Origin of the sequence: Confluentibacter flavum (genome assembly GCF_002843175.1) — a bacterium.
GTDB classification, from domain to species: domain Bacteria; phylum Bacteroidota; class Bacteroidia; order Flavobacteriales; family Flavobacteriaceae; genus Confluentibacter; species Confluentibacter flavum.
Genome location: NZ_PJEO01000052.1, coordinates 61,856 through 78,208, shown reverse-complemented (window position 1 = coordinate 78,208; position 16,353 = coordinate 61,856). Strand labels below are relative to the sequence as shown.

The window sequence follows — 16,353 nt, the reverse complement described above, 5'->3', positions numbered from 1 at the left end:
GGTCACAATTATTTTTCGTAATATTGACTAAGCTGATAAATAGCATTTATGAAACACAGAAATCAGGTTTTTGATAATGTATTAGATTTAGTAGGTAAAACACCACTTATTAGAATCAATAAATTAACTTCCAAATTTAAAGGTAGCTTTTATGCAAAAGTAGAATCCTTTAATCCTGGACATTCTTCAAAAGATAGAATAGCACTTTACATTATTGAAGAAGCTGAGAAGCAAGGCATATTATCTCCAGGGGATACTATCATAGAAACAACGTCGGGTAATACAGGTTTCAGTATTGCCATGGTAAGCATTATAAAGGGTTATGACTGTGTACTAGCTGTTAGTTCAAAATCCTCAACAGATAAAATAGATATGCTTAAAACAATGGGCGCAAAGGTTTATGTTTGCCCTGCCCATGTTAGTGCTAACGATCCAAGATCTTATTATCAGGTTGCAAAACGCCTTCATGAGGAAATTAAAGGATCTGTTTATATAAATCAATATTTTAATGAACTTAACATTGATGCACATTATAAATCTACAGGGCCTGAAATTTGGAAACAAACTGAAGGCAAAATAACTCATCTAATTGCGTGTAGTGGTACTGGTGGAACGATTTCTGGAACAGCAAAATATTTAAAAGAGCAAAATCCGAATATTAAAATTATTGGTGTTGATGCTTATGGTTCAGTAATAAAAAAATATCATGAAACCAGAGAATTTGATGAAGAAGAAATTTATCCGTACAGAATTGAAGGTCTTGGTAAGAATTTAATCCCTACGGCTACAGATTTTGATATTATTGATGAGTTTGTCAAAGTAACCGATGAAGAAAGTGCCCATACAGCAAGAGAAATTGCCAAAACAGAAGGGTTGTTTGTTGGTTATACTTCTGGGGCTGCCATGCAAGCTGTGAAGCAATTAGGGGAAGAAAAAAGATTTAAAAAAGATGACTACGTGGTTATAATATTTCCAGATCACGGTTCTCGTTATATGAGCAAAATATACAGTGATAAATGGATGAGTGAACAAGGCTTTTTTGATAGCATCAATGCTGAGTCCGTTCAAACTATTCAATATATAAAATAGTACATAAGATATATTTTAAAGAGATAGCTTTGTTGTAATCACAAAAAGTTATCTCTTTTTTTATTTCATCAATAATTGAACGGTAAAAATTATGTACAAACAATATAAATATTTAATTTTGCAAGGACTAACTAAGTAGAAAAGCTTTCCTAAAAATAAGCCTTATAGCCTCATAGTTGCTCATATCAAACATTAATTGAAATAAGATTTATAATAGATGAGAGATTTATTTGAAAAAATTTATAGAGATAAAGGGCCTTTAGGAAAATGGGCATCGCAAGCAGAAGGTTATTTTGTTTTTCCAAAATTGGAAGGTCAAATTTCTAACCGAATGAAGTTTCAAGGAAAAGATGTGATTACTTGGAGTATTAACGACTATTTAGGATTGGCTAACCATCCGGAGATTAGAAAAGTTGATGCGCAGGCAGGAATTGATTATGGCTCTGCTTACCCAATGGGCGCTAGAATGATGTCTGGTCATACCGATCTTCATGAAGTCTTACAAAATGAATTAGCAGAGTTTGTGAATAAAGAAGCTGCTTATTTATTAAATTTTGGTTATCAAGGAATGGTTTCGACTATTGATGCCCTGGTTTCAAAAGATGATATTATTGTATATGATGTAGATGCCCATGCATGTATTATTGATGGTGTACGTTTGCATATGGGTAAACGTTTCACGTATAAACATAATGATATTGAAAGTTTAGAAAAAAACTTAGATCGAGCTACTAAAATGGCGGAGCAAACCGGCGGTGGGATTTTAGTAATTTCTGAAGGTGTTTTTGGAATGCGTGGTGAGCAAGGAAGGCTTAAAGAAATAGCTGCCTTAAAGAAAAAATATAATTTTAGGTTTTTGGTCGATGATGCCCATGGTTTTGGTACACAAGGAGAAAGAGGCGCAGGAACAGGTGAAGAGCAAGGTGTTCAAGACGACATAGATGTTTATTTTGCAACATTTGCTAAATCCATGGCTGGAACAGGTGCTTTTATTGCAGCTGATAAGGAAATTATAGATTATTTAAAATATAATTTACGTTCCCAAATGTTTGCAAAATCTTTGCAAATGCAATTGGTTGTTGGTGCTAGAAAGCGTTTGGACATGCTTAAAACCATGCCGGAATTAAAGAATAAACTATGGGAAAATACGAATGCATTACAAAACGGACTTAAAGAACGTGGTTTTGATATTGGTACAACACAAAGTTGTGTAACACCTGTTTATTTAAAAGGTAGCATTCCTGAAGCGATGGCTTTGGTTAAGGATTTAAGAGAAAATTTTGGAATTTTCTGTTCTATCGTTGTGTATCCAGTTATTCCTAAAGGATTAATATTGCTACGTTTAATACCAACTGCTACACATACTTTAGAGGATGTAAAAATCACATTGGATGCTTTTGAAGTTATTAGAGCTAGACTTGAAAATGGTACTTATCAACGTTTGTCAGCCGCCGTAATGGCAGCGATGGGTGAATAAAACATAATAATATTATATAAAAAAATAGAGCCGCTAATTTTAGCGGCTCTATTTTTTATAACTCTTTTCTAAACGTTTTCCTTCTTTTGTATACTTCAGGGTCAAAATGTTTCCAAATTTGATGAATGGCATAATTGTCTTCTAATTCTGGGGTTCTAAAACAAGTTTCTATACCTTTTTCTGTAAACGTATTATAATACTCATTAAAAATAACAGCATGTACGCCTTTATTTTGATAATCGGGGTGAATGCCTATCAAATAAAAAATGACATCCTTACTGTGTTTTTTTGCATGTAAAATATGTCGGAATCCAAAAGGGAATAACTTGCCATTCATTTTTTGTAATGCTTTAGCAAATGCGGGCATGACAATAGCAAAACCAATAAGTTTATCATCCTTATCAACAACAAATTTTATATATTCCGGATTTACAAAACTTATAAATTTCTTCTTAAAATATTCTTTCTGAACGTCCGTAATGGCAACAAATGATGATAATGACGCATAACTTTCATTAAATAAATCGAACATTTTATCGGCATAAGGCATAACTTCCTCTGTTTTCGTAAAGCGTAATGCCTTTAGTTGATAGCGCTTTTTTATAAGTTCTTGCGCTTTAAAAAAGAATTCGGTCTTTACATTTTTAAAAGGAAATCTACTTTCTGAATACGATTTTTCTATTTTGTAATTGGCGGCTTCATAGTGTTTCACATAATAGGGGTAATTATACCATGTTACCATAGGGGCTATGGAATCAAATCCTTCTGTCATGACGCCGACTTTATCTAAATTGGAAAAGCCAACTGGGCCTTCGGCAAATTCTAAATTATACTGCTTTCCAATGTCTTCTATCTTGTTAAAAAGGGATTGAGACACTTCTAAATCATCAATAAAATCAAACCAACCAAATCTCATTTTTTTTAAAGCTTGATTTTTGACTTCTAACCAATTGATTATGCAAGCAACTCTTCCGACTATTTCATTATTTCTATAAGCCAAAAACAAGGTGGCTTCTGCATCATTAAATACAGGATTATATTTTTTGCTGAATGTTTTAAGTTCTTCTCTAATAATAGGAGGTACCCAATACTTAGAATCTTTATATAAGCCAAATGGAAATTTTACAAAAGCCTTTAAGTCTTTGTTGGTTTTTACTACTTTTAATACTATCATATATGTATGAATGCTAGAATATTTTAATCGAAATCTAAGGACTCTCTTTTAGGTTTTTGAATATCTTGGGTGTTATTATTATTGGATCTGTTACGTCTAGATCTTCGATCTGCTTCTTCCATAACAGAGGTGCCATTATCTTCATTGGTTATTTCCTTATCCTGATGAAAGTCCAATCGGTAAGACATCCCAAAATTAACACTGAATACCGAAGGCGTATCCTTGGTGTTAAAAGTTACTGCAGTATCCAACTGAAAATCTTTACTCCATAAATAAGCTCCACCAAATCTAAAAAGATTGTCGGCATAAAAATCACTTTTAATGCCTTGGGCTTCACCAAAAATTACCCACTTCGGATTAAAAGAGTGTGTTAGAGTTAATATATATGAAAAATCCGATTGATCGGTTCCAATCCTATCTTTAATCAAATTCATTACAAATACCCATCCGCCAGAAAAATTATTTTGAGTCATAATCATGGCTTTCGGACTAAAACCTTCAATTCCTGGTGCTATGTAAGGATTGTTTTTTGTGTCATAATTGGCACCAACATAAGCTGATACAGCTGGAATTAAACTTTTCCATTTAAAGCCTTGATTTGCTTTCCAGCTGTAGAGGTTAGGTTTGTCGTCCTCAGCATTTTTATAGGGATCAAATACCAAATATTTTGCTCCTATAGTTAATGTTTTAAAATTAGCTCTGTCTTCATCAAATGGGATGTTTGAAAAGTATGTTTTCGTATCATTTTGATAGGTGCCTTCTATATTCAATTCAAGCTGCTCCCAGATTAATCCGTATCGAGCAGCAAAATCAACACCAAAACCATCAACTTCAGTTTTTAAAGCAGGAGTGCGTTTTTCGTTAATAATATAAGGGCCAACCTCAAATTGAACCACATTGGTGCCGACAGAAAAAGCACTTCTAGACACACCAGGTCTGTTGGAATTTATAACGTCAGTATATTGGGCGAAGGACTTGGAGGCTATTAAAATTAAGGTTAAAATGAAGGTAGATTTGATTTGGTTCATAACAAAGGTTTTAGATTTTTTCTAAATATAATTTTGCATAATAACATCTAAAGGGTTCTCAAATATAGATATTTTATACTTTTTTTATGGCTTTTCAACGTTTTTTAAATGAATAGAATTGTATTTTTGCCAAAAATATTTTTTATGCTACAATATGCATCTGCAACAGGGATACTAAGAACATTGTTGATTATTCTATTGATTTATTATGGAGTAAAAATAATAACCCGAATATTTGCACCATTGCTTTTAAAATATGCTGCTAAGAAGGCTTCTCAACATTTTGGAGGTACCCATGGTGAGTTTCAAAGACAGCAAAAAAACACTACAAAAAAAGAAGGCGAAGTCACTATAGATAAAATGCCTAACACAAAAACTTCAAATAAAGATGTAGGTGAATATGTGGATTACGAAGAAATTGACTAATTTTCACAATCATCTTTAATCTGTCTTCATGCAATTTTCAACAAAAAAATTTCTTCCCCATATATTAGTTTTAGTTGGCTTCATCATAATTTCATTAGCTTATTTTAGTCCTGTTTTATCAGGAAAGCAAATCTTCCAAAGCGATATCATGCAATATATAGGCATGAGTAAGCAGCAAAATGATTTTAGAGAGGCAACAGGCCAAGAAACCTATTGGACCAACAGTGCTTTTGCAGGCATGCCAACCTATCAATTAGGAGCCAAATACCCTCATAACTATATAAAAAAATTAGATTTAACGCTTCGCTTTTTACCAAGACCAGCAGATTATTTATTTCTTTATCTAATAGGCTTTTATGTGCTTTTGTTGGTTTTAAAAGTGGATTATAAATTGGCTATTCTAGGGTCGTTAGCATTTGGGTTTTCAACCTATTTAATAATTATTTTGGGAGTAGGCCATAACAGTAAGGCACATGCCATTGCTTATATGCCGTTGGTGTTGAGCGGTATTATTCTAACGTTTCAAAAAAGATATATTATTGGTTTTTTGCTCACAACAATAGCCATGGGATTGGAAATAGTGGCGAATCATTTTCAAATGACTTATTACTTGATGTTCTTAATAATTATATTAGGAATCGCTTATTTAGTTGATGCTTACAAAAAGAAACTATTGCCACATTACTTTAAAACTGTTGGTATATTAATTGGAGCCGTTATATTGGCCGTTGCATTAAACGCCACCAATATTTTAGCGACTCAGGAATATGTTAAAGAAAGTACTCGTGGTAAAGGAGAACTCACTATAAATCCTGATGGAACACCTAAAGAAGTAACTACTGGATTGGACAAAGGTTATATTACCGAATATAGTTATGGCATTTTAGAAACGTTTAACCTCTATATCCCAAGATTAATGGGGGGAGGCAATGGAGAAGATGTTGGAACAAATTCAGCTACCTATGAGGCTTTTAGGAAATTAGGCGCCACCACAACTCAAGCAGCACAAGAGTCGAAACGGGCACCTATGTATTGGGGTGAACAGCCAATTGTTGAAGCACCAGCGTATGTTGGTGCGGTAGTATTGTTTTTATTTGTGTTCGCATTGTTTTTGGTGGAAGGACGTTTGAAATGGTGGTTAGTTGGAGGTACAATTGTCTCGTTATTGTTATCTTATGGGAAAAATTTAGGTTTTTTAACAGACTTTTTTATTGATTATGTACCACTTTATAACAAGTTTAGAGCGGTTACTTCCATTCAGGTTATTTTGGAATTATGTGTTCCTGTATTAGCGGTGTTCGGACTTGTTAAATTATTTGATGGTTTAGTAAAGAAAGAAGAAAAGCTAAAGGCATTGAAATATTCAGCGATCATTACTGGCGGGCTAGCTATTCTGTTTTTGGTGTTTAAATCGTCTTTTGATTTTTCAGGAGTTAATGATGGTTTTTATCGTCAAAGTTATGGGCAAGAATTTATGGATGCCATTAAAGCCGATAGAAAATCCATTTTCACTTCAGATACCATAAGGACATTAATTTTGGTAATGCTTTCAGCAGGTGCTATCTATTTAGTTTTAAAGGATAAACTAAAACAACAGTGGGTCATTGTTACTTTTGGAATCCTTATTTTATTTGATTTGGTAGGCGTTGATAAACGCTACGTAAATAATGACAATTTTGTTTCAGCTATTCAAGTCAATAAACCTTATCAAGCTAACGAAGCTGATAAAGCCATTTTAACCGATACAACAAATTTTAGGGTTTTTGATATTACCTCTTCTGGTGCTAAAGCATCTTATTTCCATAATTCATTAAATGGATATCATGCCGCTAAACTACAGAGATATCAAGACGTTTTCGATTTTTACATTTCAAAGAACAACATTAACGTGCTTAATATGTTTAATACAAAATATATTATTGCCCAAGATGAACAAGGAAATCTGTTCCCCTACAGTAATACAGATACTAATGGAAATGCTTGGTTTGTTAAAGAATTTAAAGTCGTAAACTCAGCGAATGAAGAAATAATAGCATTGGATAGTTTAGATAATAAGAATGTTGCTGTTTTAAATAAAAATGATTTTAAGATAGAAATTTCAAATTTTAAAGTTGATTCAACAGCTTCCATTACCTTAGTGGAGGACAAACCAAATTATTTGAAGTATAAATCGGTAAACAAAAACACTGGTTTTGCAGTTTTTTCTGAAGTTTACTATCCTAAAGGATGGAAAACTATTATTGACGGAAAAGAAGCCTCTCATATTAGGGTTAATTATGTGTTGCGTGGTATGGAAATTCCAGCAGGAAAACACATTGTAGAATTTAAGTTTGAACCAGAAGTGATACAAACAGGTAGTAGTATAGCCCTAGCGAGTTCCATATTGGTTGGATTATTGTTGATAGGTGGTTTATTTTACGAATTTAGAAAAAAACAAATTACACATTAATAGATTTCTTCCCGATAGCTATCGGGATTCGTAGGAATGAAAAATGGATAAAAAAAAAGTTTTAATCATCACCTATTATTGGCCACCAGCAGGAGGTCCAGGCGTACAACGTTGGTTAAAATTTGTTAAGTATTTACCTGAGTTTAATGTTGAACCAATTATATATATTCCAGAAAATCCCAATTACCCTATACTAGACAACAGTTTAAATTCTGAAGTTTCTAATGACTTAATTGTTTTAAAACAGCCGATTAAAGAACCTTACAAGTTTGCTAGCTTGTTTTCAAAAAAAGCTTCTAGTTCTATAAGTAAAGGCATTATACCTATTCAAAAAAAGCAAAGTATCATTCAGAAATTATTGATTTATATAAGAGGGAATTTTTTTATTCCTGATGCCCGAATTGACTGGGTAAAACCGTCCGTCTTATTTCTTTCAGACTATATTTCAAAAAATAGTATTGAAACCATTATTACCACAGGGCCACCACATAGTATGCATCTGATTGGTTTAAAGTTAAAAGAAAGGTTAGGAGTGAAGTGGGTGGCCGATTTTAGAGACCCATGGACAACCATTGGCTATCATAAAAAACTTAAACTATCCAAAGCTTCAAAAGAAAAGCATAAGGCTTTGGAAAAAGAGGTTTTAAATAATGCCGATAAAATAATCGTAACCAGTCATGTGACAAAAACGGAATTTGAAAACATAACCAAAAAACCAATTGCTGTAATCACAAATGGTTATGATAATGAAACGGTTGGTGAGGTTTTATTGGACACTAAATTTTCTATATCCCATATTGGTTCGTTATTATCAGAAAGAAACCCAGAAGTTTTGTGGCGAGTTTTACAGGATTTAATAGAAGGATTAGATGGTTTTAAAGACGATTTTCAGTTGAATTTCATAGGATTTATAAGTGATAATATAATGGAATCCATAGAGAGGTATCATTTAACAAATCATGTAAATAATATAGGTTATGTATCACATAAAGAGTCTGTTGTATATCAAAAAAAATCTCAATTACTATTATTGATTGAAATAAATTCAGATGAAACCAAATGCATCATTCCTGGTAAATTATTTGAATATATGGTTTCCAATAGGCCTATTGTTTCCATTGGACCAAAAGGATCGGATGTTGAAAAAATAATTAAGGAAACCAACACAGGAAATTACTTTTATTATAGTGATTATGAATTGTTAAAAGCAGTTTTAATTAATCATTATAATGCTTTTAAAAATAATACATTGCAATCTCATGCTGTTGGACTACAAAAATATAGCAGAAAAAATCTGACCAAACAATTAGTAGAATTTATAACACATCAATAAAATTTTAAGATGGGAACCATTGTTTCACAATCCATAAAAAACACTTTAACAACGTATTTAGGTTTTTTGGTTGGCGGAATAAATGTGCTTTTTTTGTTTACTAATTTTATGAGCGACACGTATTTTGGTTTGGTGACTTTCATCTTCTCTACAGCCAATATTATGATGCCTCTTATGGCGTTTGGTGTACACAATACCATAATTAAGTTTTATTCATCATATAAAACAAGACAATCGCAAAATAGTTTTTTATTATTCATGTTGATCTTACCATTGTCTATGGTTGTTTCGGTGGGATTGTTAGGTCATTTATTTTATTATTCTATACGTATTTGGCTTACAGAAACCAATGTGATTATTGAAGATTATATTTGGCTCATCTATATTTCGGGGGTTGCATTTGCCTATTTTGAAGTGTTTTATGCTTGGAGTAAGGTACATATGCAGAGTGTTTTTGGCAATTTTATGAAAGAGCTGTTCCATAGGGTCGGTACCACTCTATTATTGATTTTATTATATGTTGAATACATAACTATAGAAGAATTCATTTACGCGGTTGTTGGAGTGTATATAGTAAGGGTTTTTATTATGATGCTTTATGCCTTCAATATCAAATTGCCAGTTTTAAGGTTTGCAAGATTTAATGGAGTTGGCGCTATACTTAAATACACGTCTTTAATTGTTATTGCAGGTTCTGTAGCTAACGTCATTTTAGAAGTGGACAAATTTATGTTAGGTTATTACATAGACATTGAAAATGTCGCGTATTATGGCGTTGCGATCTATATAGCGAGTGTTATTGGAGTGCCATTGTTGGCTATGGAGCAAATTGTAAATCCAATTACCGCTAAACTTTTAAATGACAAGAATATAGATGAATTAAAGAGTTTGTATAAAAAAAGCTCATTAAGCTTATTCGTTATAAGCGGATTAATTTTTTTATTGATAGTTTTAAATGTTAATGAACTCTATCACTTAATTCCCGAAAAATACAATGGTGGTTTATGGATTGTTATTCTCATAAGTATTTCTAAGCTTACGGATAATTTACTTGGTAATAACAACGCCATTCTTTTCAATAGTGATTATTATTTTATAGCGTTGTTGCTGGGTGTTTTTTTAATGGTATCTATGGTGTATTTAAATATTCTATTCATACCAAAATATGGTATAGAGGGAGCCGCATATGCTACTTTTATAGCTGTATTGTTGTATAACATTTCAAAAATATGTTTTGTGAGGCATTCGTTTAAAATGATGCCTTTTACAATCAATACGATAAAAGTATTTGTGCTTATATCAGTAAGTTTTGGGGTGTTTTATTTTTGGGATTTTCCATTTCATCCTATTCTAAATATCGGATTGAAATCGGTTATGGTGTTTGTTACATACGCTTATTTCGTATATAACTTTAAACTATCTAACGATGTTTCGTTATTAGTAGACAAGATAGTTGGCTACTTGAAATAAAAAGAGAAAACCCCACGAATTTTGCTTTGAGGCAAACATATCGAAGGGCTTTCCAACTAACCAACCAAAATCTTTATAGTCTTCTTCTTGTGTTAGACTGTTTATTATTGCTACCAGAATTACCTCTGTTTTCCATAACTCGAGATGAACTTTGTGTTTGTCTAGAAGGTGCTTGTTGCACATTTCTAGAAGAACTATTTTGAGTTGATCTTGACGTAACTTGTGGGGTACTTCTGTTGTTATTACTTTTCTCTGAATATATACGAGTATTAGAACTTTCTGGTTTACGATTAGATGAATTATTTCTATTATTTCCTGAATTTTCTACTCTCGAATTATTAACATTCGGAACCGTTTTTCTATTAACGGACTCACGGGTTCTATTATTGTTAGTAGCATCTGCATTACTTCTAGAGGTATTATTATTTTTACTAATATTATTATTTCTTACAACTTCTCCATTAGTTCTGGATGCACTATTATTATCTCTCCGAACATTGTTATTGTTAGAAGTTTCCGTTCTCATTTGAGAGGAGTTTCTGTTGAAATTAGAGTTGTTTCTAGTATTATTACTTTGAATCATTCTATTGTCATCATAATCCATTCTAGAATTTCTATTTATTTGAGTGACATTTTTTGAATTTCTATTAGCGGTTGCGTAACTTCTGTTTCTATTTATCACATCTCCACGTCTGCTATAAATGGCAGTTCTAGGTCTGTAATTGTTATAAAACGGTCTGTTGTAAACATAACGAACAGGGTTATAATATTGTCTGTAAGGTCTGTTGTAAACTACACGGTAATGGTATGCAGGAATACTGTAGTAATTGTGCCAAGGTCTATAAACATAATGTCTATTATACACATTAATGAAACCTGAAAAGTGTGTAAACACATTGAAATTATTATAGAACACATGTAAACCACCAACACGAGATACATAACCATTATTGTTATAGTTAATATTTACGTTTCCTGCTTGTGAAATACGACCGTAATAATCGTAATAAATGGGGGTGTTTTCTATTTGGATAATAGCACCATACTCATCGTATTGCACATAAGCATTGTAATCGTAACCAGAGTTAAAACTGATGTTTACATTTGGCGAACCAATAGATACATTTAAATTTGAATTACCACGCAAAATATTAAAGTCAAATTGTCCATCGGGAAACACCGAAAACTCGATACCATTTTCAACAAAAATGAAAGAATTATTGTAACCTCTGTTGTAAATAGTAGTTTTGTTTTCTGTGTTGGTTGTGGCTGCATTAGAAGTAAACCCTGTAAGGAGTATACCTGCTAATAAGAATATAAACTTTTTCATAATTGTGAGTATTAATTGTGATACGTTTTTTTATTTACAAACAGCGTGCCAAAAAAATAGAGTAGGTTTATAAGAATAAGTTAAGCAGCACTTTGCGGTTTTTTATTTGAAAACAGCATTATTATGCACGCATAATTTTGATTGTTAGCAAAATGGTTTATTTTTTTCTTCTGAGGACCGGAAAGTGGCAAGCAAAACCTTTAATAAAAATGTCAACAAGTATAAAACTAAAGAAGAGTGAATGGATGTATCACAATTAACAGAAAAGCTGTGCTAAAGCTTTTAAATCAATACTGTTATCTTTAAAAGAAACCCTCTTTTTTTAGGCTGAAACTAAAGGTAATTAATAACTTTAATATAAAACAGCAACGAAGTGCTAATTAATAATTACAACGGCAACGTCACAAACTTTTATTTCTTCAATAAAGATGAATGTAAAAGGATTAGAAGTATTAATACCCTCAAATCTATTGTCATCATTTAAAAAAACTTGGATTGTGACCAAAGATAATTATACGTCTAAATTTTAATGAATAAAAAACACTTTTTGTTTTCAAAAAATGCTTTTTTATTATTTCTAGCAATTGAAATTATGTACGTCTATTCATTTTTATTAATTTTATAGAGACTAATTCAACCCGTATGTCCATAAAATACGTAATCTGTAAAAATTGCGAACGCACATTTAAAGATGAATATAATTTTTGCCCGTATTGCGGACAAGATGATAAACAAAAATTGACCTTGGGTGTTTTGTTTTATAATACTATAAGCAACTATTTTTCCGTAGATGCGAGGTTTTTTAAAAGTTTCATCCCTTTAATTGCTAAACCCGGGTATTTAGCTTCTAAATTTGTTGAAGGTAGACGTTTATTGTATTTACATCCAGCACAAATGTATTTGTTCATTACAGTCATCTTTTTCTTTTTGTTTTCTTTTATTCAGCGTCAGCAAATCCAAAATTTAAATAATGAATTGGAAAAAAGTTTAAGACAAGAAAAAATGTCTATTCATGCACTAAAAACTAATGATTCTCTTTTAAAAGCTGAACAAGAAAAGCAAAAACAAGAAGATTCAATAATCAACGCAGAACTTAAAAAAGTTTTAACTGAAAATAAAAAGTACACTCGTTTTAGTGATTCCAAAATAGATTCTATTGTAAGTAAAACGGACACAAAAAAACAAGGTATTTTTGATTTTGATTTTAATGAATCTAAAATGGATTCCTTAATTGATATTGGAGCCTCCAATGAGGTTATTTATAAATTTATGGGAATGAATAACGATGCTGGATATTTCACAAAACGTTTATATTCTCAAGCTTTAAAATTTTATAAATCTAGAGAAGGTGGAAGTATTTTAGGGGCTTTTTATGATACCATTCCTATAGCTATGTTTTTTCTATTACCAATTTTCGCTCTAATTTTAATGCTGTTATATAGGAAGAAAGGTACATATGCCTATCATTTGGTGTTTAGCTTTTATTTTTTTGCATTTTTATTTACAGTATTTAGCATCATTATAGTTGTTAATTTTATTGTAGATATTCCAGACGGCATAGATTGGCTTATTGCTATTTCTACCTTTTTTTATTTATGTTTAGCACTTAGTAGATTTTATAACCAAGGAAAGTTTAAAAGCTTTATTAAAGGTTTTATTGCAAGTTTTTTGTTTTTATCGTTCGTAGCGCCCGCAACCGCTATGATACTAGGAATTTTTGCCTTTCTTTTCTATTGAATAATTTATAGTTTATCCTTTAAATATTTAGCAATTTGAGATTGTTTGGATTTCACTATATCTTCAGGAGTTCCAGAAGCTACCAAATAACCACCATGTTCTCCTCCATTTGGACCTAAATCAATAATATAATCGGCACATTTAATTAAGTCTATATTGTGTTCTACAACAATGATGGAATGTCCGATTTCAATCAAAGCATGAAACGACTTTAATAATTTTTGAATATCATGAAAATGTAAACCCGTGGTAGGCTCATCAAAAATAAAAAGTGCTTTGTCTTTATGGCTTCCTTTTCCTAAAAAAGATGCCAGTTTAATACGCTGTGCTTCGCCACCAGAAAGGGTAGAAGAGCTTTGTCCTAAAGTAACATAGCCTAGCCCAACATCTTGAAGTGGTTGCAATTTTGTTTTGATTTTAGTTTGTTTGTTTGTTTCAAAAAAAGCAATGGCATCATCAATAGTTAGGTTTAAAATATCATCAATATTTTTATCTGCAAACGTAACTTCAAGCACTTCTTTTTTAAAACGTTTCCCTTTACAGGTTTCACATTCCAGATGCACATCGGCCATAAATTGCATTTCAATCGTTACTTCACCTTCTCCTTTGCAAGTCTCACAACGTCCGCCATCTACATTAAAAGAAAAATGTTTTGCTTGGTAGTTTCTAAGCGTGCTTAATTTTTGATTGGAGAACAAGGCTCGTATATCATCATAAGCTTTAATATAGGTAACTGGATTGGAACGCGAGGACCTTCCTATAGGATTTTGGTCAACAAACTCAATATGTTTTATAGTATTGAAATTACCTTCTAAAGCGGTAAACTGACCAGCTTTATCGCTAAAATCTGTTAATTTTTTTTGAAGTGCTGGATATAGTATTTTTTTAACCAATGTACTTTTTCCACTACCTGAAACACCAGTAACAACCGTAAGCATTTCCAAAGGAAAACGCACATCGATATTCTTTAAATTATGTTCTCGAGCACCAATAACATCTATGTAATATTTAGAAGTTCGACGTTTTTTAGGCACTTCAATGTTCATGGTCTCATTTAAATATTGAGCGGTTAATGAACTTGAGGCCAGTATATCTGAATAAGTTCCCTGTGCTACTACATGACCGCCAAAAGTCCCTGCTTCCGGACCAATATCAATGATATAATCTGCAGCCTTCATAATATCCTCATCATGCTCCACTACAATAACGGTATTTCCTAAATCCCGAAGCGATTTTAAAACTACTATTAATCGTTCTGTATCTTTTGGGTGCAAGCCAATACTGGGTTCGTCCAGAATATACATGGACCCTACCAAGCTGCTTCCCAATGAGGTTGCTAAATTAATACGCTGACTTTCTCCACCAGATAGGGTGTTCGATCGCCTGTTTAAGGTTAAATAATCCAACCCAACATTAGCAAGAAAGGCTAATCGGTTATTAATTTCTTTTAATAATCTGTTTGCTATTTGGGTATCATAATCATTTAATTCTAATTGGTTAAAGAAATGCCCCAATCTGTCTAAGGGCATTTCAACCAAATCGGTTATCGTTGCACCACCGACTTTAATATAATTAGCTTCTATACGCAAACGCTTACCGTTACAAGCTTTGCACTTTGTTTTACCACGATAGCGCGATAACATTACGCGATTTTGAATTTTATATGCCTTAGCCTCCAATTCAGCAAAAAAGGAATTTAAGCCTTCAAAATATTGGTTGCCATCCCAAATAAGTTGTTTTTGAGAGTCGGTTAACTTAAAATAAGGTTTGTGTATAGGGAAATCGAATTTATGTGAATTATTAACCAATTGGTCTCTATACCAACTCATACTCTCACCACGCCAAGGAAAAATAGCATTTTCGTAAATGGAAAGGGCGTTGTTTGGGATAACCAAATCGTCGTCAATGCCAATAATATCGCCATAGCCTTCACATTTAGGGCAAGCACCATACGGATTGTTAAAACTGAATAAATGAATATTAGGTTCTAAAAAATTAATGCCATCCAATTCAAATTTATTACTGAAATAGCGTTGTTTATTATCAGACAGAGTTTCAATGAAACATTCACCTTTGCCTTCAAAAAAAGCGGTTTCAATCGCATCTGCCAATCGATTCAGAAAATCTTCTTCGTTTTTGATAACAATTCTATCAACGACAACAAATATATTTTTCTGTGATTCTTTATCGATTTTAATTTCATCAATTCTTAAAACATCATCACCAACTTTTATTCTCGCATAACCTTGCTGTTGCAAAGCTTTAAGTTTATCGGGCATTGTTCGCCCTACTTCTAAATGGATAGGCGAGAGCAAGAGTAACTTTTCACCTTCAGGAAACGATTTTAAATACTCTAAAACATCTGTAACGGTATCTTTTTTAACTTCATCACCAGAAACTGGCGAATATGTTTTGCCTATTCTAGCAAATAACAATTTAAGATAATCGTAAATCTCTGTACTTGTGCCAACGGTAGAGCGTGGGTTGGTGGAATTCACTTTTTGTTCTATAGCAATGGCGGGCGCAATACCTTTAATGTAATCCACTTTTGGTTTGTCCAGCCTTCCTAAAAACTGTCTGGCATAACTTGATAAACTTTCAACATAACGTCTTTGTCCTTCGGCATATAAGGTATCAAAAGCCAAGCTTGATTTTCCTGAGCCAGACAAGCCAGTAATAACAACCAATTTGTTTCGTGGGATGACGACATCAATATTTTTTAAATTATGCAGTTTTGCACCTTTAATAATGATGTTTTCTTTTGGATTTACTTCTGAAATATTAGTAGACATACGAGCATAAGAGAATAAGTTTGTAAAGATAACATAAGTATTTCAACC

Annotated in this window: 11 protein-coding genes; 7 read left to right on the top strand and 4 right to left on the bottom strand. The window is 32.3% G+C overall.

The features are described from left to right. Nucleotides 1-48: 48 nt before the first annotated feature. Both CSW08_RS14955 and CSW08_RS14950 read left to right on the top strand, forming a co-directional pair. Complete coding sequence (locus CSW08_RS14955) at nucleotides 49-1,089, top strand: PLP-dependent cysteine synthase family protein (RefSeq protein ID WP_106660679.1); 1,041 nt, start codon at nucleotides 49-51, stop codon at nucleotides 1,087-1,089. 217 nt (nucleotides 1,090-1,306) lie between these two features. Continuing rightward, the gene (locus CSW08_RS14950) at nucleotides 1,307-2,566 is read left to right on the top strand and encodes an aminotransferase class I/II-fold pyridoxal phosphate-dependent enzyme (protein WP_106660678.1); all 1,260 of its coding nucleotides are present in this window, start codon (nucleotides 1,307-1,309) and stop codon (nucleotides 2,564-2,566) included. A gap of 55 nt (nucleotides 2,567-2,621) precedes the next feature. On the opposite strand, the gene CSW08_RS14945 is transcribed toward CSW08_RS14950, so the two are convergent. Further along, entirely contained in the window at nucleotides 2,622-3,740 is a 1,119-nt protein-coding gene (locus CSW08_RS14945; RefSeq protein ID WP_106660677.1) for a GTP cyclohydrolase, read from the bottom strand. A 23-nt stretch (nucleotides 3,741-3,763) separates the two neighbouring features. After that, complete coding sequence (locus CSW08_RS14940) at nucleotides 3,764-4,768, bottom strand: transporter (protein WP_106660676.1); 1,005 nt, start codon at nucleotides 4,766-4,768, stop codon at nucleotides 3,764-3,766. A gap of 144 nt (nucleotides 4,769-4,912) precedes the next feature. Here CSW08_RS14940 and CSW08_RS14935 point away from each other — a divergent pair, with 144 nt between their 5' ends. Genes CSW08_RS14935 through CSW08_RS14920 form a run of 4 tightly spaced genes read left to right on the top strand, consistent with a single transcriptional unit; the run spans nucleotide 4,913 to nucleotide 10,446 of the window. After that, the gene (locus CSW08_RS14935; protein ID WP_106660736.1) at nucleotides 4,913-5,194 is read left to right on the top strand and encodes a DUF4834 family protein; all 282 of its coding nucleotides are present in this window, start codon (nucleotides 4,913-4,915) and stop codon (nucleotides 5,192-5,194) included. 28 nt (nucleotides 5,195-5,222) lie between these two features. After that, on the top strand, nucleotides 5,223-7,643 hold the full coding sequence (locus tag CSW08_RS14930; RefSeq protein WP_106660675.1) for a YfhO family protein: 2,421 nt from the start codon (nucleotides 5,223-5,225) through the stop codon (nucleotides 7,641-7,643). A gap of 43 nt (nucleotides 7,644-7,686) precedes the next feature. Further along, entirely contained in the window at nucleotides 7,687-8,976 is a 1,290-nt protein-coding gene (locus CSW08_RS14925) for a glycosyltransferase family 4 protein (protein WP_106660674.1), read from the top strand. A 9-nt stretch (nucleotides 8,977-8,985) separates the two neighbouring features. Next, nucleotides 8,986-10,446 carry a lipopolysaccharide biosynthesis protein gene (locus tag CSW08_RS14920; protein WP_106660673.1) on the top strand — a complete coding sequence of 487 codons (1,461 nt, stop codon included), beginning with the start codon at nucleotides 8,986-8,988 and terminating at the stop codon, nucleotides 10,444-10,446. Nucleotides 10,447-10,519: 73 nt separating this feature from the next. On the opposite strand, the gene CSW08_RS14915 is transcribed toward CSW08_RS14920, so the two are convergent. After that, nucleotides 10,520-11,776, bottom strand: coding sequence for a hypothetical protein (locus tag CSW08_RS14915; protein WP_106660672.1), 1,257 nt, complete (start codon nucleotides 11,774-11,776; stop codon nucleotides 10,520-10,522). 642 nt (nucleotides 11,777-12,418) lie between these two features. Between CSW08_RS14915 and CSW08_RS14910 the strand changes: the two genes are divergently transcribed. After that, the gene (locus tag CSW08_RS14910; protein WP_106660671.1) at nucleotides 12,419-13,513 is read left to right on the top strand and encodes a DUF3667 domain-containing protein; all 1,095 of its coding nucleotides are present in this window, start codon (nucleotides 12,419-12,421) and stop codon (nucleotides 13,511-13,513) included. 5 nt (nucleotides 13,514-13,518) lie between these two features. Here the strand turns inward: CSW08_RS14910 and uvrA are convergent, their stop codons facing one another. Then, on the bottom strand, nucleotides 13,519-16,305 hold the full coding sequence (gene uvrA / locus CSW08_RS14905; RefSeq protein WP_106660670.1) for an excinuclease ABC subunit UvrA: 2,787 nt from the start codon (nucleotides 16,303-16,305) through the stop codon (nucleotides 13,519-13,521). Nucleotides 16,306-16,353 lie beyond the last annotated feature (48 nt).